Below are 22,867 nucleotides of genomic sequence, written 5' to 3'. Positions count from 1 at the left end.
TAGAGGACCGCCAATGATTCTTGTCAAGACTGAAGCCGGTCAGCAGGCCTTCAAAGACCGCTCGATAAGGTTGACGCCGCGCCAACGCTCGGCGTTCATCCTGTTCGATGGCAAGCGTTCGGTGCATGAGGTGCTTGCGGCCGGCATGGGCATTGCTGCCGAGGACATCGACCTGATGGTCGAGCTTGGGTTGCTGGGTCAAGTCGGCACAAGAGCTGATGCCGCCAACGCAGCATCCGTCGACGTTCCTGCTGTGCCGGTGTGGGAGCCGCGGCCAGAGCCTGCCTCGGGCGGTGCTCCCTCGCCTTCGTCCGCGAAGTCGAATCAAGAGCGCTACAAGGACGCCTACCCCATCGCGACCCAACTGACCGGCGGGCTCGGGTTGCGCGGATTCAGGCTCAATCTCGCCGTCGAAGGCACGACAGGTTACGAGCAATTGCTGGCGCTGGCGCCCAAGATTCGGGCTGCCGTGGGCCCGGAGAAGGCCGCTGCTTTGGATCGGGCACTGGGCATCTGAGCCCACCGCCTCAAAAGCACTCGCGGTTGGCATTGCCTGCTACAATAGCCGGCTTTGCCTTGCCACACTGCGTCTGACGCCGCGGGTGGCTTTATCCCTTCTACGGAAGACCCACAAGGAGTGCCATGCGTCACTATGAAATCATTCTGCTGATCCATCCGGATCAAAGCGAACAAGTCCCGGCCATGCTGGAGCGCTACAAGGGCATGATCACCGCGGGCGGTGGCAAGGTCCACCGCGTCGAGGACTGGGGCCGTCGTCAACTGGCTTACCAGATCAACAAGCTCAACAAGGCGCACTACCTGTGCGTGAACATCGAGGCCGAGCAGGTCGTGATGGCGGAGCTGGAGCATGCTTTCAAGTTCAATGACGCGGTTCTGCGTCACCTGACCGTCGTCAAGAAGAAGGCCGATACCGGTCCTTCGTCGATGATGAAGACGGTGGAGCGCGAAGAGGCCCGCAAGGCTCAGCAAGCCGAATACGCTGCCAACAGCAACTGATGGTGTGAGCGCCGTCGCGGTCAATCAGCTGGTGCTGACTGCCTGCGTCGCCGAGCTCGGTGCTTTGCGATTCACGCCTGCCGGCCTACCCGCCATCGATCTTCTTCTCGAACACGAGTCGACGATAACGGAGGCGAGTCAACCCCGGCAGGTGAAGGCGGCCCTCAAGGCTGTCGCGTTCGGCGCAGTGGCCGAGCGGCTCGCGAGGCAGGGTATGGGAAGTCTCTGGCGTTTCCAGGGTTTCCTTGCCACACCGCGCAACGGCAAGCATCCGGTGCTGCACATCCAGGATTTTCAGCAAGATTAATTTTCGAGAGGTCCCACCATGGCCACGTTCAAGAAGTTCAACAAGGACAAGCGTCCGAAGCGCAACACCCAGTCGCTGCTCTTCAAGCGCAAGCGCTTCTGCCGTTTCACCGTCGCCGGCGTCGAAGAAATCGACTACAAGGACGTCGACACCCTGCGCGATTTCATCAGCGAAAACGGCAAGATCATTCCCGCCCGCCTGACCGGTACGCGCGCGATCTACCAACGCCAGCTCAACACCGCAATCAAGCGCGCCCGCTTCCTCGCGCTGGTGCCGTACAGCGACCAACATCGCGTCTAAGGAGAAGAACACCATGCAAGTCATTCTTCTGGACAAGGTCGTCAACCTCGGCGTGCTCGGCGAGATCGTCAAGGTCAAAGACGGTTATGCCCGCAATTTCCTCATCCCCACGGGCCGCGCGCGTCGTGCCACCGAAGCCAACAAGGCTGAATTCGAAGCCAAGCGCGTCGAACTCGAGAAGGCCGCCGCCGGCAAGCTGGCCGAAGCGCAAGCCCAGGGCGAGAAGCTCGGCGGTACCGCCGTCAAGCTCACGCAAAAGGCGGGTGTCGACGGACGTCTGTTCGGCTCTGTCACCAACCAAGATATTGCGGACGAGCTCAACAAGCAAGGCTACAAGGTCGCGAAGTCGCAAGTGCGCATGCCCAGCGGCCCGATCAAGACTGTTGGGGACAGCACGGTGAGCGTTGCGCTCCACACCGACGTCGTGGTCGACATCACCGTCACGGTGTACGGCGAAAGCGCCTGACGCATTCGGCATCAAGAACAGGCGGCAGCTGCTGCCTAGTTTCTCGCAGGGCCGCCTTCGGGCGGCCCTCGTCTTTTGCAGCTGCAGTTGTCCTGCGTGCTGCACCGAAAAGTCACTGCTTATCCACAGCGTTATCAAGTGACGCTGAGCGCCATGCGGCTTAGCATGTGTGGCTCCAAGGAAGTTCATGTCAGCCGTTTATTCCTATGCCGACAACGACCCATCGGCCGATCGCCAAGTCGCACAGCTGCGAATTCCTCCCCACTCCATCGAGGCCGAATCGAGCGTGCTGGGCGGTCTGCTGCTGGATAACGGCGCGTGGGACCGCATGGGTGACCTTCTCGTGGACGCCGATTTCTATCGCCACGAGCACAAGCTGATCTATGCCGCCATCGGCGCGCTGATCAACGCCAGCAAGCCCGCCGATGTCATCACGGTCTTCGAGCAGCTGCAGGGGCTTGGCAAGGCGGAGGAGGTCGGCGGTCTGAATTACTTGAACGCACTGGCGCAGTACGTGCCCAGCGCAAGCAACATTCGCCGCTATGCCGAAATCGTTCGCGAGCGCTCGATCTTGCGCAAGCTGGTCAGCGCAAGCGACGAGATCGCCACGAACGCATTCAATACGCAGGGAAAGTCGGTAGACAAGATCCTCGACGAGGCCGAGCAGAAGATCTTCAACATCGGCGAAGAAGGTTCGCGCATGAAGCAGGGCTTCCAGAGCATGGATACCCTGGTGGTCGAACTGCTCGACCGCGTGAGCGAGATGGCGGACAACCCCAATGACATCACGGGCGTGCGCACCGGCTTCTACGAGTTCGACAAGATGACCTCGGGCCTGCAGCCGGGCGACATGATCGTGCTGGCGGCCCGACCATCCATGGGGAAAACGTCGCTCGCCATCAACATCGCCGAACACGTGGCACTCAACGAGGGCCTGCCGGTGGCGGTCTTCTCGATGGAAATGGGCGCCGCTCAGCTGGCGGTTCGGATCGTGGGTTCGATTGGGCGCATCGACCAAGGCCATCTTCGCACTGGCAAGCTCAGCGACGAGGAGTGGCCGCGTTTGACGGAAGCGATCGAAAAGCTGCGCAACGTATCGCTGCACATTGACGAAACGCCAGGCCTGACGACGAGTGAGCTGCGCGCGAATTCGCGTCGCCTTGCGCGCCAGTACGGGCGGCTCGGCTTGATCGTCGTCGACTACCTTCAATTAATGAGTGTCTCTGGCAGCATGAACGACGAGAACCGTGCGACTGCGGTCGGCGAGATCTCGCGTGGTCTGAAAATGCTGGCCAAGGAACTCAAGTGTCCGGTGATTGCGCTGTCCCAGCTCAGCCGCGGCGTGGAAAGCCGCACCGACAAGCGCCCCATGATGAGTGACCTGCGCGAGTCCGGCGCCATCGAGCAGGACGCCGACCTGATCATGTTCATCTACCGCGATGACTACTACAACAAGGACAGCAAGGAGCCGGGCGTGGCGGAGGTGATCATCAGCAAACACCGGAACGGGCCGACGGGCGCAGTGAAGCTCGCCTTCCTCAAGCCGCTCACCAAGTTCGAGAACCTGGCCAGCAGCGGTGATCACTTCTAAAGCGTCGAGGTTCGAACGCTATTGAAGCCTGGACGGCTCGGGGTTGGCCGGATCTTCCTCCAGCCGCCTCAGAAACTCTGCCAGTGTCTTGCCGGGCTCGTCGCGAAAACGCTCGGAAAGAATCTCGATGTGCTGGATCCGATCGATGCGGAAACCACGGAAGTCTTCGCGAAGCTCGCACCAGGCTGAAAAAGTCCAGACCCGACCCCAATAGAAGCATCCCAGCGGGCGCACGATGCGCTGGCTTGGAGCGCCGCTGACATCGTGATAGTCCATCCGCAGCTTGTGGCGTGACTGCACCGCCTCACGCAGCGTCTGCAGCCTGGCGCGCGTTCCGTCGTCGAGTGCGAGCGCCGGCGCGAAGAAGGGAAGGCTTTCAGCCGACACCCTTGCGGCAGGCGGCAGGACCGAGAGGATCTTGCCCAGCGCGGTCCGAACGTCCTGCGCCATGGCGGGGTCGACCCAACTTTGCGCGAGCCGCGCAGAGGCGACAAGTGCCGCGGCCTCGTCCTGCGTAAACATCAGCGGGGGAAGATCGAATCCAGAACCCAGCCGGTAGCCCATGCCGGCTTCACCTTCGATCGGCACGCCCTGGTGCTGGAGATCGGCGACGTCGCGGTAGATGGTGCGATCCGATACTTCCAGGCGTTGCGCGAGAAAAGCCGCGGTCGTGAGGCGCCGTCCGCGTATGAGCTGGACGATTTGGAACAAGCGGTCTGCGCGGCGCATGCGTGGGAAGCCTCGGCCTCAGACAAGCTTCTTTTCGAAGTCTTCAACGAAGTATCGGCGCCCGCGCTGGACGATCACATGGCCTTCGGACTCGAGGCGGCGCATCAGGTCCTCCAGCCCACCCGGGTAGTTGAGATTGAGCTCGCCATTCGCCTTGAGCGTTCGCCAGTATGGCGTGACCCCTGCCGTGCCGGCTTGGATATCCTCCTCTGCAGCCTTCGCCGCCATGCTGGCGAAAATGGCCGTGGTGACCGTGCAGCCGATGCTCGCGCCATGGACGCGCGCAAGCGACTCGCCGATGCCGAAAACTGTCGCCAACCGACCTTCGGGCACCCGCCTCATGGCTTCGTCGACTTCACGCGGCGAGGTGATCAAGATCGTGCCCGTGCCGTGGCGAGCCTGCATGCGGTCTGGGATGGGCTTGACCTCGGGCAGGCGGGGATAGCCGGCAAGGCGCGCGCGCCAGTCCTTGTGCGTGCGGGTAGCGCTCATATCAATCCATGATCACGCCGATGTGAATGGCAACCTGATCCGGCCCACTGTAAGCCTCGAAATCGCTGCGATAGCTTCGCCGGACATCGGGATGTTGCTCGAAATACTGCCAGATCGAATCCCACAGCGCGAGCACCATGTGCGGCATTTCGCCCTGACCCGAGAAGACCAGGTAGTCGCCGGCTTCGACCTTTACGGCCGCGGCGCCGCCCGATACCGCCACGCCAGTGGTCAAGTCGAAAGCGCCGCACGCGTCGGACTCATAAGCGGAGTAGACGCCGTAGAGCCGCATGTCGTCGACACGATGCGGCGTGGCGGCGTAGACGCGCTCGTCGAAGAAGCGGGTCCAGAGCTTGCTGATGCGCGCCGAGTGCGGATCGCTTTCCTCGTGATTGCTGGTGCGAATGGTCAGTCCAGCGATGGCGAGGCCTGCGTGACGTTGCAGTTGAGGTTGCATGGTTCTCTCTCCAATGAAAGTCTTGTCGATCAGACTCGAACTCATGCCCGCATGCTGCGACGAGGCTACTGACAACGTGCTGTCAGCAGCCTCCGCGCATTTTTTTGGAGAGATCGCCGACCCGCCAGCCGGCGGATCGGGCTACAGGACGTCGCTTGCGAAATCCGCCAGTCGCGAGCGTTCGCCGCGCGCCAGCGTGATGTGCCCGCTGTGTGGCCAACCCTTGAACTTGTCCACTGCGAACGTAAGGCCTGAGGAGCCTTCGGTCAGGTAGGGCGTGTCGATCTGCGCCAGATTGCCCATGCAGATGATCTTCGTGCCCGGGCCTGCCCGCGTGACCAGCGTCTTCATCTGCTTAGGCGTCAGGTTCTGTGCTTCGTCGATGATCACGTACTTGTTGAGGAAGGTCCGTCCGCGCATGAAGTTCATGCTCTTGATCTTGATGCGGCTTCGGATGAGTTCATTGGTGGCCGCGCGACCCCATTCGCCGGCGCCACCGCCGTCGCCCTTGGCCAAGAATTCCAGGTTGTCGTCGAGTGCGCCCATCCACGGACCCATCTTCTCTTCCTCGGTGCCAGGCAGGAAGCCGATGTCCTCGCCCACGCTCACGGTGGCGCGGGTCATGATGATCTCGGTGTAACGGCGGTCGTCGAGCACCTGGGTGAGGCCGGATGCCAGGGCCATCAATGTCTTGCCAGTGCCGGCCGTGCCGGTCAAGGTCACGAAGTCCACTTCCGGGTCCATCAGCAGATTCATCGCGAAGTTCTGCTCGCGGTTGCGCGTGTTGACACCCCACACGGCGTTCTTGATCGAGCCGTAGTCCTTGAGTGTCTTCAGCACGGCCGTCTTGTCGCGGATCTCCGTCACCCGCGCATACATGCTCGGCTCGCCGGGCGCCTCGAAGTAGACGAATTGGTTGATGTACAGATTGGGCACCAGCGGGCCGCTGACCCGATAGAAGGTACTGCTGCCGCTTTGCCAACTCTCTATGGGTTTGCTCTGGCGGGTCCAGAAGTCCGCCGGCAGAGCCATCGAGCCTGAGTACAGCAGGTCGCCGTCATCGAGCGTTTTGTCGTTCTGGTAGTCGTCTGCAGCGAGGCCGAGTGCACGCGCCTTGACGCGCATGTTGATGTCCTTCGACACCAGCACAACTTCTTGAGCGGGGCGCCCAGGCGCGTCCTTGGCGTAAAGATCACGCAGGGCCTGGACGACGCCGAGGATCTGGTTGTCCGCCTTGCCCTGCGGCAGGCTGGTGGGCAACGTGTAGTCGAGCGGGTTGGTCTGAAAAAACAGCTTGCCGCCGGACTCCCTGTGGCCGGTCGAATCGAGCTTCAGGCCTTTGCCCATGTCGGCGCCCTGGGCGGCGGCAAGCGCGTCCAGCGTGCGACTTGCCTGGCGGCCATTGCGAGCGACCTCGGTCGTGCCTTTCTTGTGACCATCCAGTTCTTCGAGAACGATCATCGGCAAGAAGATGTCGTGCTCTTCGAAACGGAACAGGCACATGGGATCGTGAAGCAGGACATTGGTGTCCAGCACGAAGAGCTTGGCGGGGCCGCTCGACTTGCCGCGCTTTGGCCGTGCAGTTGCAGGGACCGGTGTCGGGGATAGGGCAGGGCGGCTTTCCTCCGAACTTCGTGCCATGACGGGCGCAGGCGCCTTCTGCTTCGCCAGAGGCACCGACTCGATCGATGCCGCCCCTTCCGCGGCGTGGCGGTCGAATAGCTCCAGAGGTTGGGGCCCGCTGGATCGGGTTTCTTCAGCGCGCCGGTCAGAGGACCGCCGGCCGCCCTTCCCATGCTGGGAGCGGGCAGGCGCATCGTGCGCATCCGGCGAAAGCAGTGCGGCGCGTTTCGTGGGGGCGGGAGGAAGAGGCATGTGGCAGTTTGCTCGCAGAAAAGAGAGGGCCAGAAAGCGAAAAAGCCGCCTGAAGACCCAAGCGGCTTTGTTCGGTGGATGCGGTCGCGGAGCTCAACGGCATGAAACCATTATGCACATCAGGTGTGACAGGTCTCGTGTTCGTTGTGCACCGCCAACGCCTGCTGGCAAAAGCTCACGAATGTTGCCGTTCAGGCAGGCTTCTTGAGCGCCTTGACGGCCTTGAGCACGTCATCGACGTGGCCCGGTACCTTGAGGCCGCGCCATTCGGCCTGAAGCACGCCGTCGGGACCGATCAGGAAGGTGCTGCGCTCGATGCCCTTGACCTTCTTGCCGTACATGATCTTGTTCTTGACCACGCCGAACATGTGGCACATCTTTTCTTCGGTGTCGGCGATCAGTTCGAAGGGCAACTCGAGCTTGGCCTTGAACTCTTCGTGCGACTTCATGTTGTCGCGCGATACGCCGAACACGGTGGCTCCGGCCTTGACGAAGTCTTTGTAGCGGTCACGAAACTGCATGGCTTCGGTGGTGCAGCCGGGAGTGTTGTCCTTGGGGTAGAAGTACATCACCAGCACTTGACCGAGGTGCGAGGTGTTCGATACCTTGATGCCGCCGGTGGCATTGGCGTCGAATTCAGGGATGGGTTTGTTGACAACGATCGCCATGAAACTTGTTTTCTCCGTTTGATTCCATCGCTCGAACCAGCCTGGAGCAAGTGGCTCTTGGCTTCGCCCAGGGCGCTCGATACGATGGAGATTGGTCGTTGCTGGACGGGTGCTTTGCGAAACGGGCCGCCGGTTTGCAACCCGGTATTTTAGCTCGAAACTACCCTCATTGCCCAGCCTCGGGCCTCTCGACCAACAGCGCCGCGACCACGTGCCGGCCTTCACCGGCCAAGATGTTGTAGGTGCGACAAGCTGCTGCGGTATCCATCGTCTCCAGGCCCGTGCGGCGCGCCATCAGTGGTTGGAGCCAGGCAGGCTGAGGAAATCGGATGCGGGCGCCGCTGCCGAAGATCACCAACTCGGCACCGAGTTCGGCGAGCTGGGCGAACTGGGCGGGGCCCAGTTGTTCGAAGCGGTCGCAATCCCAGGCGAAGCGCTCGCCGTGCGAGCCCACCACCACGCTGGATTCGATCTTTTCGTTGTTGACTGCCACCCAGCCGGGGCCATGTGCAGTGAGGGTCTGGACGTCGGACTTGTCGGGCTGGAGCTTCATCAGAAAGGCCGGGGAACTGTGGTCAAATTATAGGTTTTCCCCCGTGCACCCGCCCCTGGAGGGACTTTGAAACCGCTCAAGAAATCGGCCAAGCTGGCCAACGTGCTCTACGACATCCGTGGTCCCATCATGGATGCCGCGAAGCAGATGGAGGAAGAGGGCCAGAAGATCATCAAGCTGAACATCGGCAACCTGGCGCCGTTCGGCTTCGATGCACCCGAGGAAGTCCAGCAGGACATGATCCGCAACCTGCCGGCTTCGTCCGGCTACTCGGACAGCAAGGGCATCTTCGCGGCACGCAAGGCGGTGATGCACGAGACGCAAAAGCAGGGCATCGCGGGCGTCACCCTCGACGACATCTACCTTGGCAACGGCGCCAGCGAACTGATCGCGATGGCCGCCAATGCACTCCTCAACGACGGCGACGAACTGCTGGTGCCCGCACCCGACTACCCCCTGTGGACGGCCGTCACCAGCCTTTCCGGCGGCACGCCGGTCCACTATCTGTGCGACGAGGACAACGGCTGGATGCCCAGCCTCGACGACATCCGCGCGAAGATCTCGCCGCGTACCAAGGGCATCGTCGTCATCAATCCCAACAACCCCACGGGTGCGCTGTATTCGGACGAGTTGCTCGAGGGCCTGGTCGCCATTGCGCGCGAGCACAACCTGGTGATCCTGGCCGACGAGGTCTACGACAAGGTTCTGTACGACGACGTCAAGCACACCGCCATCGCCAGCCTGTCGAAAGACGTGCTGACGCTGACTTTCAATTCGCTGTCGAAGAGCTACCGTTCTTGCGGCTATCGCGCCGGCTGGATGGTCATCTCGGGCGACAAGAAGATGGCGCAGGACTACATCGAGGGCCTCAACATGCTCTCGAACATGCGCCTGTGCCCGAACGTGCCGGGACAGTGGGCGGTCCAGACCGCGCTCGGCGGCTACCAAAGCATCAACGAACTGGTGGGGCCCGGCGGGCGCTTGCGTCATCAGCGCGACTTGGCCTATGAGCTGATCACCGCCATTCCCGGTGTCACCTGCGTCAAGCCCAGCGCGGCCCTCTACATGTTCCCCAAGCTCGATCCGAAGATCTATCCGATCCAGGACGACCGTCAATTTTTCCTCGAGGTGCTGCGGGAAACCAAGGTGATGCTGGTCCAAGGGACCGGCTTCAACTGGGCGACGCCGGATCACTTCCGCATCGTGTTCCTGCCCCACGAAGACGATCTTCGCGAGGCGATCAAGCGCATCGCCGATTTCCTTGCACGCTACCGCAGCCGCAACGCCTGATCTTCGCGGCACGTTCCCTGTTCCATCTCCAGACGAATCGAATGAAACCCATCCAAGTTGGCCTGCTCGGCATCGGCACGGTCGGTAACGGCACCTTCCAGGTGCTTCAGCGCAACCAGGAAGAAATCAAGCGCCGCGCCGGCCGCGGCATCGAGATCACCATGGTTGCCGATCTGGACGTGGCACGCGCGAAGGCCGCCGTGGGCGAGGGCGTTCAGGTGGTGAACGACGCGCGCGCCGTGATCGCCAACCCCGACATCGACATCGTGGTCGAGCTGATCGGCGGCTACGGCATCGCCCGTCAACTCGTGCTCGAGGCGATCGCCGCAGGCAAGCACGTGGTCACAGCCAACAAAGCCCTGCTGGCCGTGCACGGCACCGAAATCTTCGCGGCCGCTCACGCCAGAGGCGTGATGGTGGCCTTCGAGGCCGCAGTGGCCGGCGGCATCCCGATCATCAAGGCGCTGCGCGAGGGCCTGACCGCCAACAGCATCCAGTGGATCGCCGGCATCATCAACGGCACGACGAACTTCATCCTGTCCGAGATGCGCGACAAGGGCCTGGACTTCGCCACCGTGCTCAAGGAAGCCCAGCGCCTGGGCTACGCCGAAGCCGATCCCACCTTCGACATCGAAGGCGTGGACGCTGCCCACAAGGTCACGCTGATGAGCGCCATCGCCTTCGGCATCCCGGTTCAGTTCGACAAGGCGCACGTCGAGGGCATCACCAAGCTGGCGGCCCAGGACATCAAGTACGCCGAGCAGCTGGGCTACCGCATCAAGCTGCTGGGCGTGACCAAGCGCAAGGGCCAGGGCATCGAGCTGCGCGTGCATCCGAGCCTGGTGCCTTCCAAGCGGCTGCTCGCCAACGTCGAAGGCGCGATGAATGCCGTGGTGGTCAACGGCGACGCCGTCGGCACCACGCTCTATTACGGCAAGGGCGCCGGCAGCGAGCCGACCGCCAGCGCGGTGATCGCCGACCTGGTGGACGTCACCCGTTTGCATACCGCCGATGCTGCGCACCGTGTGCCTCACCTGGCTTTCCACCCCGATTCGATGAGCGACCTGCGCATCCTTCCGATGTCTGAGGTCGTGACCAGCTACTACCTGCGCCTGCGCGTGGCCGACGAGGCCGGCGTGCTCGCCAAGGTCACGGGCCTGCTCGCCAGCGCCGGCATCAGCATCGACGCGGTGCTGCAGCGCGAGGCCGACGAAGTGGGCGGCGAGGGCTCGACGCAGACCGATCTGATCATCCTGACCCACGACACGCGCGAAGGCACGCTCGACGAAGCCCTGGCACAGTTGCAGGCGCTGCCGACGGTGCTCGCGCCCATCGTGCGCATTCGCAAGGAAGAACTGTCCTGATGCGCTACCTCTCGACGCGCGGCCATCCGGAGCGCCGCCGCTTCTGCGAGATCCTGCTCGAGGGTCTGGCGCCCGACGGCGGGCTGTACCTGCCCGAGCGCTACCCGCAAGTCGATGCCGCCACGCTCGCGAACTGGCGCAAGCTGAGCTACCACGAGTTGGCCTTCGAGCTGCTTTCGCTGTACATCGACGACATCCCTGCCGCCGACCTGAAAGCGATCTGCGCCAAGACCTACACCGCCGAAGTCTTCGGCACGGCAGAGATCGTGCCGCTGCGCGAGCTCGAGGACGGCGTGTACCTCGAAGCCCTGTCCAACGGCCCCACACTGGCCTTCAAGGACATGGCCATGCAGCTGCTGGGCAACCTGTTCGAATACGAACTGGGCCGCCGCGGCGAAGAGCTCAACATCCTCGGCGCGACCAGCGGCGACACCGGCAGCGCCGCCGAGTACGCCATGCGCGGCAAGCAGGGCGTTCGCGTCTTCATGACGTCGCCGGACGGTCGCATGAGCCCTTTCCAGCAGGCGCAGATGTTCAGCCTGCAAGACCCCAACATCCACAACCTGGCCGTTGCAGGTGTGTTCGACGATTGCCAGGACATCGTCAAGGCGGTCTCGAACGACCTGGACTTCAAGCGCAAGTACCGGATCGGCACCGTCAATTCGATCAACTGGGCACGCCTGCTCGCGCAGGTCGTCTACTACTTCGCCGGTTACTTCCAGGCCACGGGCAGCAACGACAGGCAGGTGAGCTTCACCGTCCCGTCCGGCAACTTCGGCAACGTCTGCGCCGGCCACGTGGCACGCATGATGGGCCTGCCGATCCGCACGCTTGTCGTGGCCACCAACGAGAACGACGTGCTCGACGAGTTCTTCCGCACAGGCGTGTACCGCGTGCGCTCGGCCGCCGACACGCACGAGACGTCGAGCCCGTCGATGGACATCTCCAAGGCCAGCAACTTCGAGCGCTTCGTGTTCGACCTGGTCGGCCGTGACGCAGTGAAGACGCGCGCGCTCTTCGAGGGCGATCTGGGCCCGAAAGGCCGATTCGACCTCAGTGACGACCCGGCCTTCTCCCAGGCGACCGATCGCTTCGGCTTCGCGAGCAGCCGCAGCACCCATGCCGATCGCCTTGCGACCATCCGCGATACCGACAGGCGCTTCGCCACGCTGATCGACACGCACACTGCCGACGGCCTCAAGGCCGCACGCGAGCACCTGTCGCCGGGCGTGCCGATGGTGGTTCTGGAAACCGCGCTGCCCATCAAGTTTGCCGAGACCATCGTCGAAGCGCTGGGCCGCTCGCCCGATCGGCCGGCGCGCTTCAATGGCATCGAGGCATTGCCGCGCCGCGTCGTGAAGTTGCCTGCCGACGTCGGTGCGGTCAAGGCCTACATCGCACAGCACTGTGACTGATCCGGCGCGCGAGGCATGAAGGCCATCGGTTTCGCCGGCTATTCGGGTGCCGGCAAGACCACGCTGGTCGAACGGCTGATCCCGGTGCTCCGGCTCCAGGATCAACGCGTCTCGGTGGTCAAGCACGCGCACCACAAGTTCGACATCGACCATCCGGGCAAGGACACCTATCGCCACCGCGAGGCCGGTGCCTTCGAAGTGGTGGTCGCTTCCGACAAGCGCCTGGCATTGATCCGCGAGTTCGAGCGGCCCACCCAGCTCGGCGTGCACGAACTCATCGCAGAACTGGACCCGCGTGTGGACTGGGTGCTGGTCGAAGGCTTCAAGCACAGCGACCTGCGCAAGATCGAGGTGTGGCGCGAGCCTGAGCCCGGCCAGGCACCCCGGCCGGCGCGCTATGCGGAGGACGAGTTCATCGTCGCCATCGCAACGGACACGCCCGAGCGCCTGCCGACTGCCACCGGGCTGCCCGTGTTCGACCTGAACGACGCCGATGGCATTGGTGCCTGGTTGCTGCAGAACGCGGCCCGTTTCGAGTACAAGGTCAATCGCCATGGTTGAATCATCCAAACGCCCCCCACTGATGCCGCTGGACGACGCGCTCGCGCGGCTGCTCGCAGCTGCGAGCCCGCCACTCGGCACCGAGTTCGTGTCGACCTTCGAGGCGGATGGCCGCGTGCTCGCGCAGGACGTGGTGTCCGGCCTCACCGTGCCCCCGCGTGACAACAGCTCGATGGACGGCTATGCCGTGCGCAGCGCCGATTGCGTCGAGCCCGGGGCTGTCTTGCAGGTGGCCCAACGCATCCCGGCCGGCACCGTGGGCACGCCGCTGGCGGCTGGTACGGCGGCCCGCATTTTCACGGGCGCGCAGATTCCCGACGGCGCCGACGCGGTGGTGATGCAGGAAGACACGGCTGCGCTCGCGGAGGAGGGCAGCCTCGGCCGCGTGCGCGTCGAGATCGCACCCGCTGCCGGCCAGTGGATACGCCGTGCCGGCGAAGACGTTGCGGCCGGCGGCGTGGTGCTCTCGCGCGGCGAGCGCCTGACGCCTGCGGGCCTGGGCCTCGCCGCAAGCGTCGGACTCGATCGCCTGGAGGTGTCGAAGCGCCCGCGCGTGACCCTGCTGTCCACAGGCGACGAACTTGTCATGCCTGGCGAAGTGGCGCCCGAGGCGATGAAGCCGGGCTCCATCTACAACTCCAACCGCTTTTTCATGCGTGCCCTGCTGCATCGGCTGGGTTGCGAGGTTCATGACCTGGGCATCGTGCCCGACCGCCGCGATGCGACCATCGAGGCTCTGCGCAGTGCGTCGGCGCGCAGCGACTTGATCATCACCACCGGCGGCGTCTCGGTGGGTGAAGAAGACCACATCAAAGCCGCCGTGCAGGCGCTCGGCCAGCTCGACCTGTGGTCGCTGTCGATGAAGCCTGGCAAGCCCTTCGCCTATGGCCGCATCGGCAATGCACACCTCACCGGGCTGCCAGGCAATCCGGTTTCGAGCTTTCTCACCTTCCTGCTGCTGGTGCGTCCCTTCCTGCTGACCTTGCAAGGCGTGCATCGCGTGGCGCCCGAGCCGGTCGCGATGCGCGCCGATTTCGACTGGCCGCGCGCCGACCGCCGGCGCGAGTTCCTGCGTGCGCGCCGCAATGCGGCAGGCGGACTCGACCTGTTCTCCAACCAAAGTTCGGGCGTGCTGACCTCGATGGTCTGGGGCGATGGCGTGATCGACACGCCCGCAGGCCAGCCCTTCAAGGCCGGCGACATGGTGCAGTTCATTCCTTTCGCCTCGCTGCTGGGCTGAGCATGAAGAAGGTCACCGTGCGCTATTTCGCCTCGGTGCGCGAAGCGCTGGGCACCGGCAGCGAAACGGTCCAGACCGATGCGGCCGACCTCGGCGCACTGCGCGACGAGCTGATCGCCCGCGGCGAGCCCCACGCAGCCGCCCTGGCCCGCGGCAATGCCGTGCGCATGGCGCTGGACCAGGTCATGAGCGCCGAGACCGCGCCCCTGCAGGAAGGGCAGGAAGTCGCCTTCTTCCCGCCGGTCACGGGCGGCTGAGCGCGGCCTGCAGCGAAAAGCGCCTCCACCAACGTTGCCTCCGACTTGTGCAGTGCACGTCGCTCCCACAGGCGCGGTGAATCGGCGGTGCCACAATCCGGGCATGCCCGGCCCCCGAGTTTCCATCCAGACAGCCGATTTCGACCTCGCGCAGGAGGTCGCCGCGCTGCGCGAGGACGACAGGCGCATCGGCGCGGTGTGCAGCTTCATCGGCACCGTGCGTGACCGCAACGACGGCAGCGACGTTGTCTCGATGGAGCTGGAGCACTACCCCGGCATGACCGAGAAATCCATCGAGGCCATGATCGACGAGGCCCATCGCCGATTCGACATCCTCGGTGCGCGCGTGGTCCACCGCGTGGGGCTGCTGCAACCGCTGGACCAGATCATGATGGTCGCCGTCATCTCGGCGCACCGCGGTCAGAGCTTTCAGGCCTGCGAGTTCCTCATGGACTACCTCAAGACCCAGGCGCCGTTCTGGAAGAAGGAACAGACGCCCGAGGGCGCGCGCTGGGTCGATGCGCGCGTGGACGACGATGCGGCCCTGGCGCGCTGGGGCATCGAAGCGCGCAACGCCTGAGCGCCGGCACCGGCCGCCGACACCTACTGTGGCGTGAACCCGCTCCGCTGGATGATCTGCTCCCATGTCTGCGTGTACGTGCGCACGCGTCCCGCGAACTGACCCTGCGGCTCGTAGGCCACGGTCAAGCCCAGCGTGGTCAGCTTCTGCTTGATGTCCGGCATGGCCAGCACCTTCTGCAGGGCCGCGCCGAAGCGGTCGATCACCGGCTGCGGCGTGCCTACGGGCGCGAACACGCCGTAGTAGGGCAGGTCTTCCAGATTGGCGAAGCCGAGTTCGGTGAAGGTCGGCACTTGCGGCAGCAGGGCCTGGCGCTTGCTGCCGATCACGGCCACGATGCGCACCTTGCCCGCGCGGTGGTTCTCGATGAAGTCGGGTACCGAAGCGATGCCGGCGCTGATCTGGTTGCCCAGCATGTCGGCCGTCATGGGGGCGCTGCCGCGGTAGGGCGCGGCCTGCACGTCGACCTTGTACTTGGTCGCGATCATCTTCACGAGGAATTCGGGGATCGAGCCCGGGGCCGGCACGCCGATCGTCTCTTTGCCGCCGCGCTGGGTGCGCGTCCACTTGATGTACTCGTCCAGGCTCTTGGCAGGTGTGCCGCCCGAGACGGCCAGCACGTTGGCGAAGGTGGCGAAGCCGGCGACCGGCACGAAGTCGGCCGACGGGTTGAAACCCGGGTTCTTCACCACCTGCGGCAGGATCGAGATGGAGTGGTCGTGCGTCAGGAACAGCGTGTGGCCATCGGGCGCGGCAGCCTTGAGCGCCTGGGCTGCGATCTGCCCACCGGCGCCTGCGCGGTTTTCGACCACCACGGGCGCACCCAGTTCGTCCTTGAGCTTTTCGCCCAGCGTGCGGGCGATGGCATCGGTTCCTGCGCCGGCCGGAAAGCCGACGAGCAGCTTGATCGGCGCGCCTTGCTGCGCCTGCGCAAGCCCGGCGAGACCGACCGCCGCGGCGGCCAGCCCGAGCGTGAAGACACGGCGCGATGCGCGCGGCATCCTTGAAGAGAACATGTGCGACTCCAGTCGATTGAGGAAGGTACGAGGTGCGAGCAACCGGCGTGCCCGCTCCACGGCAGGGCGATATTCTGAACGAGCCGGCCGCGTGACGACGCAGTGCGAAGGCATCATCGCCGTCGCAGGCGATGCGCCATCGAGATGAAGGCCGCGAGCGCAGGGTTGTTGTTGGACGGGCGATAGGCCAGGCCCAACTGGTACTTGACCGATACGTTGCGCCGCCGCACCTGCACGTAGTGCACGTGGGCGGTCTGCACCGCCTGCATGGCCTGCGGCACCAGCGCGATGCCGAGCCCGCCGCCCACCAGCGCCAGGATGGTCTGCATCTGCGCCGCCACCTGCACGAAGTTCGGGATGAAGCCGCAGTCCTGACACGCCGCCATCACCACGCTCTCGAAGCCGGGCCCTTCCTTGAACGGAAAGCCGACGAAGCTTTCCGATGCCAGATCGCGCAACTGCACGCGCTTCTGATGCGCGAGCGGATGGGTGTCGGGCACCGCGAGCATCAGTTCCTGCTCGCAATAAGGCTGAACGCGGAAGTCGCCCGCATCGTGCAGCGGCGGCACCACGATGCCGACGTCCGTCGCCCCGTTGAGCAGCGCTGCCATCTGCTGCGACGTGGTGTCGCCGGTCAGTACCAGCTTGACGTCGGGGTAGTCCTGGCGAAAGCGCCGCAGCAATTGCGGCACCACGTCGAGCGCGGCGCTGGGCACGAAGGACAGCCGCAGCGCGCCCAGCTTGCCGGCCGCGGCGCGTTGTGCGATCTCGACCGACAACTGCGCATGGGCCAGCGTGCGCCGGGCCTCGCGCAGGAAGGCCTCGCCGGCCACCGTCAGCCGCACGTGGTGGCGCGTGCGGTCGAGCAGGGTGGCGCCCACCTCGGCCTCGAGCCGCTGCACCGCCACCGACAGCGGCGGCTGCGACACGTGCAGGCGCTCCGCCGCGCGGCGAAAACTGCGCTCTTCCGCGACGGCGACGAACTGGCGAAGCTGACGCAGGTCCATCGCGGCATTCTAGGGACGGTGCCAAGGCTGGTGATCGTGATCGCCTATCACCAGCCCCTGAAAACGGTATTGGACGGAACACGTACCCAGGCGCAGCATGTGCTTCACGTTGCCTCCCAACGCGAACCGACTTCCTGCAAAACCCACGAAAGTCCCACGATGCAGCCCTCTCTCCTGGAAGAACTCACGCCCGTTCCCAACCCCTATCCCATCAAGTCCGAGATCGAATACCCCGAGGTCTGGCGCCTGTGCGAACAGGCCCGCGAACTGGCGTGGAATCCGGTCGGCATCGACTTCTCGGACATCCGCGATGCCGATCTGCCGGCCGATGTGCGCGAAGCCGGCGCCGAATGGTGGAGCTTGCGTGCCTGGATGGAGCACGGCGCCATTCCGTACGGCACCGAGCGGCTGCGCGAAGCGGTGTTCGCGCACCAGCCCTTCGAGATCAAGCAGCACATCGTCAACTTCATCGCCGAGGAACTGCGCCATCACGAGGCCTCGTTCATGGTGGCGCGCGGCCTGGCCGGCTACCAGGCCGAGCCGCGCGCCGACTACTTCAAGGCCGTGATCCCGCGCTTCCACGACGAGCGCGACGAGAAGGCCATGTCCTTCTTCGCCGGGTTGGCGGTCAACACGCTGTTCGAGCAGCTTTCCGGCGAACTGCTGCAGGCGCGCTACGAAAACGCGCGCTACAAGTCGATCCGCACGGCCTGCCAGCTCATCCTGCGCGACGAGGCGCGCCATATCCAGTTCGGCCGCATCATCATGCGGCGCTTTTTCTCCGAGCTGTCGGCCGACGACCGGCGAATGCTGGGCGAAAAGGTGGCCAAGAAGCTGCGCGGCAGCCTGCTCAACGGCGTGTACGCGGTGGTCAACCTGCCCCTCGACGAGCGTGCGCGGGCCGGGCGCAACCGGGCCCTGGCGGCCGAGCATGGGCTGGGTGCCACCCATCCCGATCAAGAGATCGAGATCATCCGGCGTGCCCTGGAGCAGATCCGCAGCGACGTGGCGCCCTATGGCGTCGAGATACCGGAAGTGCCAGAGGTCGATCGGGCCGCGGTGGCGACGCACTGAGGAGTCTGTCATGACAGCCCGTCCATGGATGAGGATTCTCGGCGGCAGTGCCTTGGCACTCGCCGGCGCCATCGCGCTGCCGCCGCCGGCCGGCGCGCAGGGCACTTACCCGAACCGGCCGATCACGATGGTGGTGCCGTACCCGGCCGGCGGCTCGGCCGACATCCTGGCGCGCACCGTCGGGCAGAAGCTGGCCGATCGGCTGGGGCAGCCGGTGGTCATCGACAACCGCGCCGGTGCCGGTACCGCGATCGGCGCCAAGCACGTGGCCGGCGCAGCGGCCGACGGCTACACGCTGCTGATGGGCACCGTCAGCTCTCAGGCCATCAACCCGGCGATGAACAAGGTGGGCTACGACCCGGTGAAGGACTTCACTGCCGTCGCACCGGTGGCCTCGATTCCGTTCGTGCTGGTGGCCCATCCGTCCTTTGCCGGGAAGAGCGTCGCCGACGTCATCGCGCAAGCCAAGGCGAAGCCCGGCGAACTCGGCTACGCATCGGCCGGGCCGGGCACCTCGAACCACCTGGCCGGCGAGTTGCTGGCCACGGCGGCCGGCATCCGGCTGCTGCACGTGCCTTACAAGGGCAGTGCACCGGCGCTCAACGACGTGGTGGCCGGCCACTTGCCGCTGATGTTCGACCTGCAGGCCACCGCCTTGCCATACGTTCAGTCGGGCAAGCTCAAGGCGCTGGCCCTGACCGGGCGAACCCGCAGCTCGCTGTTGCCCGACGTGCCCACTGCGATCGAAAGTGGCTTGCCCGGCTACGAGGTCAGCGCGTGGTTCGGCGTGTTTGCGCCGGCCGGGCTGCCCAGGCCGGTGCTGGACCGGCTCAACGCCGAGATCTCGGCCGTGGTCCAGGCGCCCGACATGCAGAAGCGCTTGCAGGAACTCGGCGCGGAGCCCGATCGGGGCAGCGCAGACGCCTTCGCGAAGTTCTCGCGCGACGAGGCAGGCAAATGGGCGACCGTGCTCAAGAACGCGGGCCTCGCGCAGTGAGCGGAGGACACCGTCGATGATCGAAGGCCCTGCGACGCTGCGCGCCCTGATGGCCGACCTCGGCCCGCGATGGGCCACTGACCTGCGCGGCAACAGCCAGCAGGTGAAGGAGGCCTATGCACCCTTGCTGGCGGCTGCGCCCAAGGGCGGCGTGACGGTCACGCGCGACATCGCCTATGGCCCGCATGCGAGGCATCGGCTCGATCTGTTCAGGCCTCTCGATGCGCGTCGCGCACCGGTCATGGCTTTCGTCCATGGCGGCGCCTTCGTGCGCGGCGACAAGCGGACGAGCACCGACATCTACGACAACGTGTTGTATTGGTTCGCGCACCAGGGCTTCGTCGGCGCCAACATCGAGTACCGGCTCGCCCCCGAGGCGCCGTACCCCGGCGGTGCGCTGGACGTCGATCAGGCGATGGAATGGCTGCATGCCCGGGTGGCCGAGCACGGGGGCGACCCGAGGCGGGTGTTCCTGGCAGGCCACTCCGCCGGCGGCACGCACGTCGCGGGCTATGCCTTCGACCCGGCGCTGCGGTCCGGGCCATGCCGCGCCAGCGCCATCGCGCTGGTGTCGGCGCGGCTGGAGGCGGACCAGTCATCCGCGAACCCCAATGCGCCCGGCGTTCGAGCCTATTTCGGCGATGACGCGAGCCGCTATGCGCAGCGCTCGCCGATGCGCCTGGCGGACCGCTCGCACGCGCTCCCCGTCTTCATCGCCATGGCCGAGTTCGAGAACCCGCTGCTGGACGTCTATTCGCTCGCCTTCGCCCACCGCTTGGCCGCGGTGTCCGGGCGCGCGCCGCGGGTCGTCCAGATGCGCGGCCACAACCACATGTCGATCGTGGCCCACTTCAACAGCGGCGAAGACGCGCTCGGGCGCGAGATGATCGACTTCTTTGGCGCGGTGCCCGAATCGGTGTAGGGTTTGCCTCTTTTCGCTTGAATTCCCGTCCGCGCGTCCCTACTTGCCGGGGATTCGGAGTCATTCATGCGCCAAGACAAACTCACCACCAAATTCCAGGAAGCCCTGGCCGACGCACAGTCGCTCGCGCTGGGCAACGACAACCCCTACATCGAACCGGTCCACCTGCTGGTCGCCATGCTGCGCCAGGACGATGGGCCGCGCGCCTTGCTCGAGCGCGCCGGCGCCAACGTGCCGGGCCTGCTGCAGGCTGCCGAGGCGGCGATCAAGAAGCTGCCCCAGGTGCAGGGCCACGACCAGGTGCAGGTCGGTCCCGAGCTGGGCAAGCTGCTGCAGGCGACCGAGAAGGAATCCATCAAGCGCAACGACCAGTTCATCGCCGGCGAACTCTTCCTGCTGGCCGTGGCCGACAGCAAGGCCGAGATCGGCAACCTGGCGCGCAGCCAGGGCGTGACCCGCAAGTCGGTCGAAGCGGCGATCGACGCCGTGCGCGGCGGCCAGGGCGTCAACAGCGCCGAGGCCGAAGGCCAGCGCGAATCACTCAAGAAGTACACGCTCGACCTGACCGAGCGCGCACGGCTGGGCAAGCTCGACCCGGTGATCGGCCGCGACGAGGAAATCCGCCGCGCCATCCAGGTACTGCAGCGCCGCACCAAGAACAACCCGGTGCTCATCGGCGAGCCCGGCGTGGGCAAGACCGCCATCGTCGAAGGCCTCGCGCAGCGCATCATCGCCGGCGAAGTACCCGAGTCGCTCAAGGGCAAGCGCGTGCTGTCGCTCGACATGGCCGCGTTGCTGGCCGGGGCCAAGTACCGCGGTGAGTTCGAGGAGCGCCTGAAGAGCGTGCTCAACGAGCTGGCCAAGGACGAGGGCCAGACCATCGTCTTCATCGACGAACTGCACACGATGGTGGGCGCCGGCAAGGCCGAAGGCGCCATGGATGCCGGCAACATGCTCAAGCCCGCTCTGGCCCGCGGCGAGCTGCATTGCGTGGGCGCCACCACGCTCGATGAGTACCGCAAGTACATCGAGAAGGACGCCGCGTTGGAGCGCCGCTTCCAGAAGATCCTGGTCGGCGAACCGAGCGTCGAAGCCACCATCGCCATCCTGCGCGGCCTGCAGGAAAAGTACGAGGTGCACCATGGCGTGGACATCACCGACCCGGCCATCGTGGCTGCGGCCGAGCTGTCCGACCGCTACATCACCGATCGCTTCCTGCCCGACAAGGCCATCGACCTGATCGACGAGGCAGCGGCCCGCATCAAGATCGAGATGGACTCCAAGCCCGAGGTCATGGACCGTCTCGACCGCCGGCTGATCCAGCTGCAGATCGAGCGCGAGGCCGTGCGCCGGGAGAAGGACGAAGCATCGCAGAAGCGCCTCGGCTTGATCGAGGACGACATCGGCCGCGTGCAGAAGGAGCTGGCCGACCTCGACGAGATCTGGCAGGCCGAGAAGGCGCAGGCCCAGGGCAGCGCGCAGATTCGCGAAGAGATCGACAAGATCAAGTTCCAGATCGCCGAGTTCACCAGCAAGGGCGACTTCAACAAGGTGGCCGAGCTGCAGTACGGCAAGCTGCCGGGCCTCGAGAAGCGCCTGAAGGAAGCGCAGGACACCGAGGCGAACAAGGGCAAGTCGAGCGCGCCTACGCTGCTGCGCACCCAGGTCGGCGCGGAGGAAATCGCCGAGGTCGTGGCGCGCGCCACCGGCATCCCCGTGTCGAAGCTGATGCAAGGCGAGCGCGACAAGTTGCTGCAGATGGAAGACAAGCTGCACGAACGCGTGGTCGGCCAGGACGAGGCCATCAGCGCCGTCGCCAATGCGATCCGCCGTTCGCGCTCCGGCCTGGCGGACCCGAACCGCCCGACCGGCTCCTTCCTGTTCCTCGGCCCGACGGGCGTGGGCAAGACCGAGCTGTGCAAGGCGCTCGCGGGCTTCCTGTTCGACAGCGAGGATCACCTGATCCGCGTCGACATGAGCGAGTTCATGGAAAAGCATTCGGTCGCGCGCCTGATCGGCGCGCCGCCCGGCTACGTGGGCTATGAAGAGGGCGGCTACTTGACGGAGGCCGTGCGCCGCAAGCCCTACAGCGTGCTGCTGCTCGACGAGATCGAGAAGGCGCATCCGGACGTTTTCAACGTGCTGCTGCAAGTGCTCGACGATGGCCGCCTCACCGATGGCCAGGGCCGTACCGTGAACTTCAAGAACACGGTCATCGTCATGACCAGCAACATCGGTTCGCCGATCATCCAGTCGATGGTGGGCAAGCCGGCCGAGGAGATCAAGGACGCGGTGTGGGACGAGCTGAAGAACTACTTCCGCCCCGAGTTTCTCAACCGCATCGACGAGACGGTGGTCTTCCACGGGCTCGACGCCAAGAACATCGAGGCGATCGCCGCGATCCAGCTGCGGGTGCTGCAGGAACGCTTGGCCAAGATGGACTACGTGCTCGACGTGTCGCCGGCGGCGCTGTCGGAGATCGCCAAGGTCGGCTTCGATCCGGTGTTCGGCGCGCGGCCGCTCAAGCGTGCCATCCAGCAGCGCATCGAGAACCCGCTGTCCAAGCTGCTATTGGACGGAACGCTGGTGCCGAAAGACCGAATCCTGGTCGGCACCGATCCGATTCAATCGCCGGGCCAGTTCAGCTTCAGCAAGGCCGGGGAACCTCGGGCCGAAGCGGCGGCCTAAG

The 22,867-nt window shown here is 65.0% G+C and carries 25 protein-coding genes; 17 read left to right on the top strand and 8 right to left on the bottom strand.

What is annotated here, in order from left to right:
- Positions 1 to 13: 13 nt before the first annotated feature.
- From B0W80_RS08850 to dnaB, 6 genes are all read left to right on the top strand, one after another.
- Positions 14 to 517: a hypothetical protein gene (locus tag B0W80_RS08850; RefSeq protein ID WP_076998757.1), complete on the top strand. Its 504-nt coding sequence runs from the start codon at positions 14 to 16 to the stop codon at positions 515 to 517.
- A 125-nt stretch (positions 518 to 642) separates the two neighbouring features.
- Positions 643 to 1,017: a 30S ribosomal protein S6 gene (gene rpsF / locus B0W80_RS08845; RefSeq protein ID WP_076998756.1), complete on the top strand. Its 375-nt coding sequence runs from the start codon at positions 643 to 645 to the stop codon at positions 1,015 to 1,017.
- Positions 1,018 to 1,021: 4 nt separating this feature from the next.
- Positions 1,022 to 1,324: a primosomal replication protein N gene (gene priB, locus B0W80_RS08840; protein ID WP_076998755.1), complete on the top strand. Its 303-nt coding sequence runs from the start codon at positions 1,022 to 1,024 to the stop codon at positions 1,322 to 1,324.
- Between the two features lie 18 nt (positions 1,325 to 1,342).
- Positions 1,343 to 1,624: a 30S ribosomal protein S18 gene (rpsR, locus tag B0W80_RS08835; protein WP_019655919.1), complete on the top strand. Its 282-nt coding sequence runs from the start codon at positions 1,343 to 1,345 to the stop codon at positions 1,622 to 1,624.
- Between the two features lie 13 nt (positions 1,625 to 1,637).
- Complete coding sequence (gene rplI, locus B0W80_RS08830; RefSeq protein ID WP_076998754.1) at positions 1,638 to 2,090, top strand: 50S ribosomal protein L9; 453 nt, start codon at positions 1,638 to 1,640, stop codon at positions 2,088 to 2,090.
- A 187-nt stretch (positions 2,091 to 2,277) separates the two neighbouring features.
- Positions 2,278 to 3,681 carry a replicative DNA helicase gene (gene dnaB, locus B0W80_RS08825; RefSeq protein ID WP_076998753.1) on the top strand — a complete coding sequence of 468 codons (1,404 nt, stop codon included), beginning with the start codon at positions 2,278 to 2,280 and terminating at the stop codon, positions 3,679 to 3,681.
- A gap of 18 nt (positions 3,682 to 3,699) precedes the next feature.
- Here the strand turns inward: dnaB and B0W80_RS08820 are convergent, their stop codons facing one another.
- From B0W80_RS08820 to B0W80_RS08795, 6 genes are all read right to left on the bottom strand, one after another.
- Complete coding sequence (locus B0W80_RS08820; RefSeq protein WP_076998752.1) at positions 3,700 to 4,410, bottom strand: YafY family protein; 711 nt, start codon at positions 4,408 to 4,410, stop codon at positions 3,700 to 3,702.
- A gap of 18 nt (positions 4,411 to 4,428) precedes the next feature.
- A complete protein-coding gene (locus B0W80_RS08815) occupies positions 4,429 to 4,902 on the bottom strand; it encodes an MGMT family protein (protein ID WP_076998751.1) in 474 nt (157 codons plus the stop codon).
- 1 nt (position 4,903) lies between these two features.
- Positions 4,904 to 5,359 carry a GyrI-like domain-containing protein gene (locus B0W80_RS08810; RefSeq protein ID WP_076998750.1) on the bottom strand — a complete coding sequence of 152 codons (456 nt, stop codon included), beginning with the start codon at positions 5,357 to 5,359 and terminating at the stop codon, positions 4,904 to 4,906.
- A 141-nt stretch (positions 5,360 to 5,500) separates the two neighbouring features.
- Positions 5,501 to 7,234 carry a PhoH family protein gene (locus B0W80_RS08805; RefSeq protein WP_076998749.1) on the bottom strand — a complete coding sequence of 578 codons (1,734 nt, stop codon included), beginning with the start codon at positions 7,232 to 7,234 and terminating at the stop codon, positions 5,501 to 5,503.
- A 191-nt stretch (positions 7,235 to 7,425) separates the two neighbouring features.
- Positions 7,426 to 7,902: a peroxiredoxin gene (locus B0W80_RS08800; protein WP_076998748.1), complete on the bottom strand. Its 477-nt coding sequence runs from the start codon at positions 7,900 to 7,902 to the stop codon at positions 7,426 to 7,428.
- 166 nt (positions 7,903 to 8,068) lie between these two features.
- Positions 8,069 to 8,455 carry an Mth938-like domain-containing protein gene (locus B0W80_RS08795; protein WP_076998747.1) on the bottom strand — a complete coding sequence of 129 codons (387 nt, stop codon included), beginning with the start codon at positions 8,453 to 8,455 and terminating at the stop codon, positions 8,069 to 8,071.
- A 66-nt stretch (positions 8,456 to 8,521) separates the two neighbouring features.
- On the opposite strand from B0W80_RS08795, the gene B0W80_RS08790 reads away from it, so the two are divergent.
- From B0W80_RS08790 to B0W80_RS08760, 7 genes are all read left to right on the top strand, one after another.
- Positions 8,522 to 9,745, top strand: a complete 1,224-nt coding sequence (locus B0W80_RS08790; RefSeq protein ID WP_076998746.1) for a pyridoxal phosphate-dependent aminotransferase — start codon at positions 8,522 to 8,524, stop codon at positions 9,743 to 9,745.
- Positions 9,746 to 9,786: 41 nt separating this feature from the next.
- Positions 9,787 to 11,109, top strand: a complete 1,323-nt coding sequence (locus B0W80_RS08785; protein ID WP_076998745.1) for a homoserine dehydrogenase — start codon at positions 9,787 to 9,789, stop codon at positions 11,107 to 11,109.
- Positions 11,109 to 12,524, top strand: coding sequence for a threonine synthase (gene thrC, locus B0W80_RS08780; protein ID WP_076998744.1), 1,416 nt, complete (start codon positions 11,109 to 11,111; stop codon positions 12,522 to 12,524). The genes B0W80_RS08785 and thrC overlap by 1 nt, the downstream gene beginning before the upstream one ends.
- A gap of 15 nt (positions 12,525 to 12,539) precedes the next feature.
- On the top strand, positions 12,540 to 13,085 hold the full coding sequence (gene mobB / locus B0W80_RS08775) for a molybdopterin-guanine dinucleotide biosynthesis protein B (RefSeq protein WP_076998743.1): 546 nt from the start codon (positions 12,540 to 12,542) through the stop codon (positions 13,083 to 13,085).
- A 22-nt stretch (positions 13,086 to 13,107) separates the two neighbouring features.
- Complete coding sequence (gene glp / locus B0W80_RS08770; RefSeq protein ID WP_083745264.1) at positions 13,108 to 14,325, top strand: gephyrin-like molybdotransferase Glp; 1,218 nt, start codon at positions 13,108 to 13,110, stop codon at positions 14,323 to 14,325.
- Between the two features lie 2 nt (positions 14,326 to 14,327).
- The gene (gene moaD / locus B0W80_RS08765) at positions 14,328 to 14,582 is read left to right on the top strand and encodes a molybdopterin converting factor subunit 1 (RefSeq protein WP_076998741.1); all 255 of its coding nucleotides are present in this window, start codon (positions 14,328 to 14,330) and stop codon (positions 14,580 to 14,582) included.
- A 103-nt stretch (positions 14,583 to 14,685) separates the two neighbouring features.
- A complete protein-coding gene (locus B0W80_RS08760; protein WP_076998740.1) occupies positions 14,686 to 15,162 on the top strand; it encodes a molybdenum cofactor biosynthesis protein MoaE in 477 nt (158 codons plus the stop codon).
- Between the two features lie 23 nt (positions 15,163 to 15,185).
- Here B0W80_RS08760 and B0W80_RS08755 read toward each other — a convergent pair whose 3' ends face one another.
- A complete protein-coding gene (locus B0W80_RS08755; RefSeq protein ID WP_076998739.1) occupies positions 15,186 to 16,178 on the bottom strand; it encodes a Bug family tripartite tricarboxylate transporter substrate binding protein in 993 nt (330 codons plus the stop codon).
- 113 nt (positions 16,179 to 16,291) lie between these two features.
- Positions 16,292 to 17,185, bottom strand: a complete 894-nt coding sequence (locus tag B0W80_RS08750; RefSeq protein WP_076998738.1) for a LysR family transcriptional regulator — start codon at positions 17,183 to 17,185, stop codon at positions 16,292 to 16,294.
- A 159-nt stretch (positions 17,186 to 17,344) separates the two neighbouring features.
- Here B0W80_RS08750 and B0W80_RS08745 point away from each other — a divergent pair, with 159 nt between their 5' ends.
- From B0W80_RS08745 to clpB, 4 genes are all read left to right on the top strand, one after another.
- On the top strand, positions 17,345 to 18,259 hold the full coding sequence (locus B0W80_RS08745) for a hypothetical protein (protein WP_076998737.1): 915 nt from the start codon (positions 17,345 to 17,347) through the stop codon (positions 18,257 to 18,259).
- A gap of 10 nt (positions 18,260 to 18,269) precedes the next feature.
- On the top strand, positions 18,270 to 19,256 hold the full coding sequence (locus B0W80_RS08740; protein ID WP_076998736.1) for a tripartite tricarboxylate transporter substrate binding protein: 987 nt from the start codon (positions 18,270 to 18,272) through the stop codon (positions 19,254 to 19,256).
- A 16-nt stretch (positions 19,257 to 19,272) separates the two neighbouring features.
- A complete protein-coding gene (locus tag B0W80_RS08735; protein WP_076998735.1) occupies positions 19,273 to 20,178 on the top strand; it encodes an alpha/beta hydrolase in 906 nt (301 codons plus the stop codon).
- 66 nt (positions 20,179 to 20,244) lie between these two features.
- The gene (clpB, locus tag B0W80_RS08730; protein WP_076998734.1) at positions 20,245 to 22,866 is read left to right on the top strand and encodes an ATP-dependent chaperone ClpB; all 2,622 of its coding nucleotides are present in this window, start codon (positions 20,245 to 20,247) and stop codon (positions 22,864 to 22,866) included.
- The last annotated feature ends 1 nt before the right edge of the window (position 22,867 follow it).

It is taken from the genome of Variovorax sp. KK3, assembly GCF_001984055.1.
In the GTDB taxonomy this organism is placed as follows: domain Bacteria; phylum Pseudomonadota; class Gammaproteobacteria; order Burkholderiales; family Burkholderiaceae_C; genus Variovorax.
This window is presented reverse-complemented; position numbering and strand designations above follow the sequence as displayed.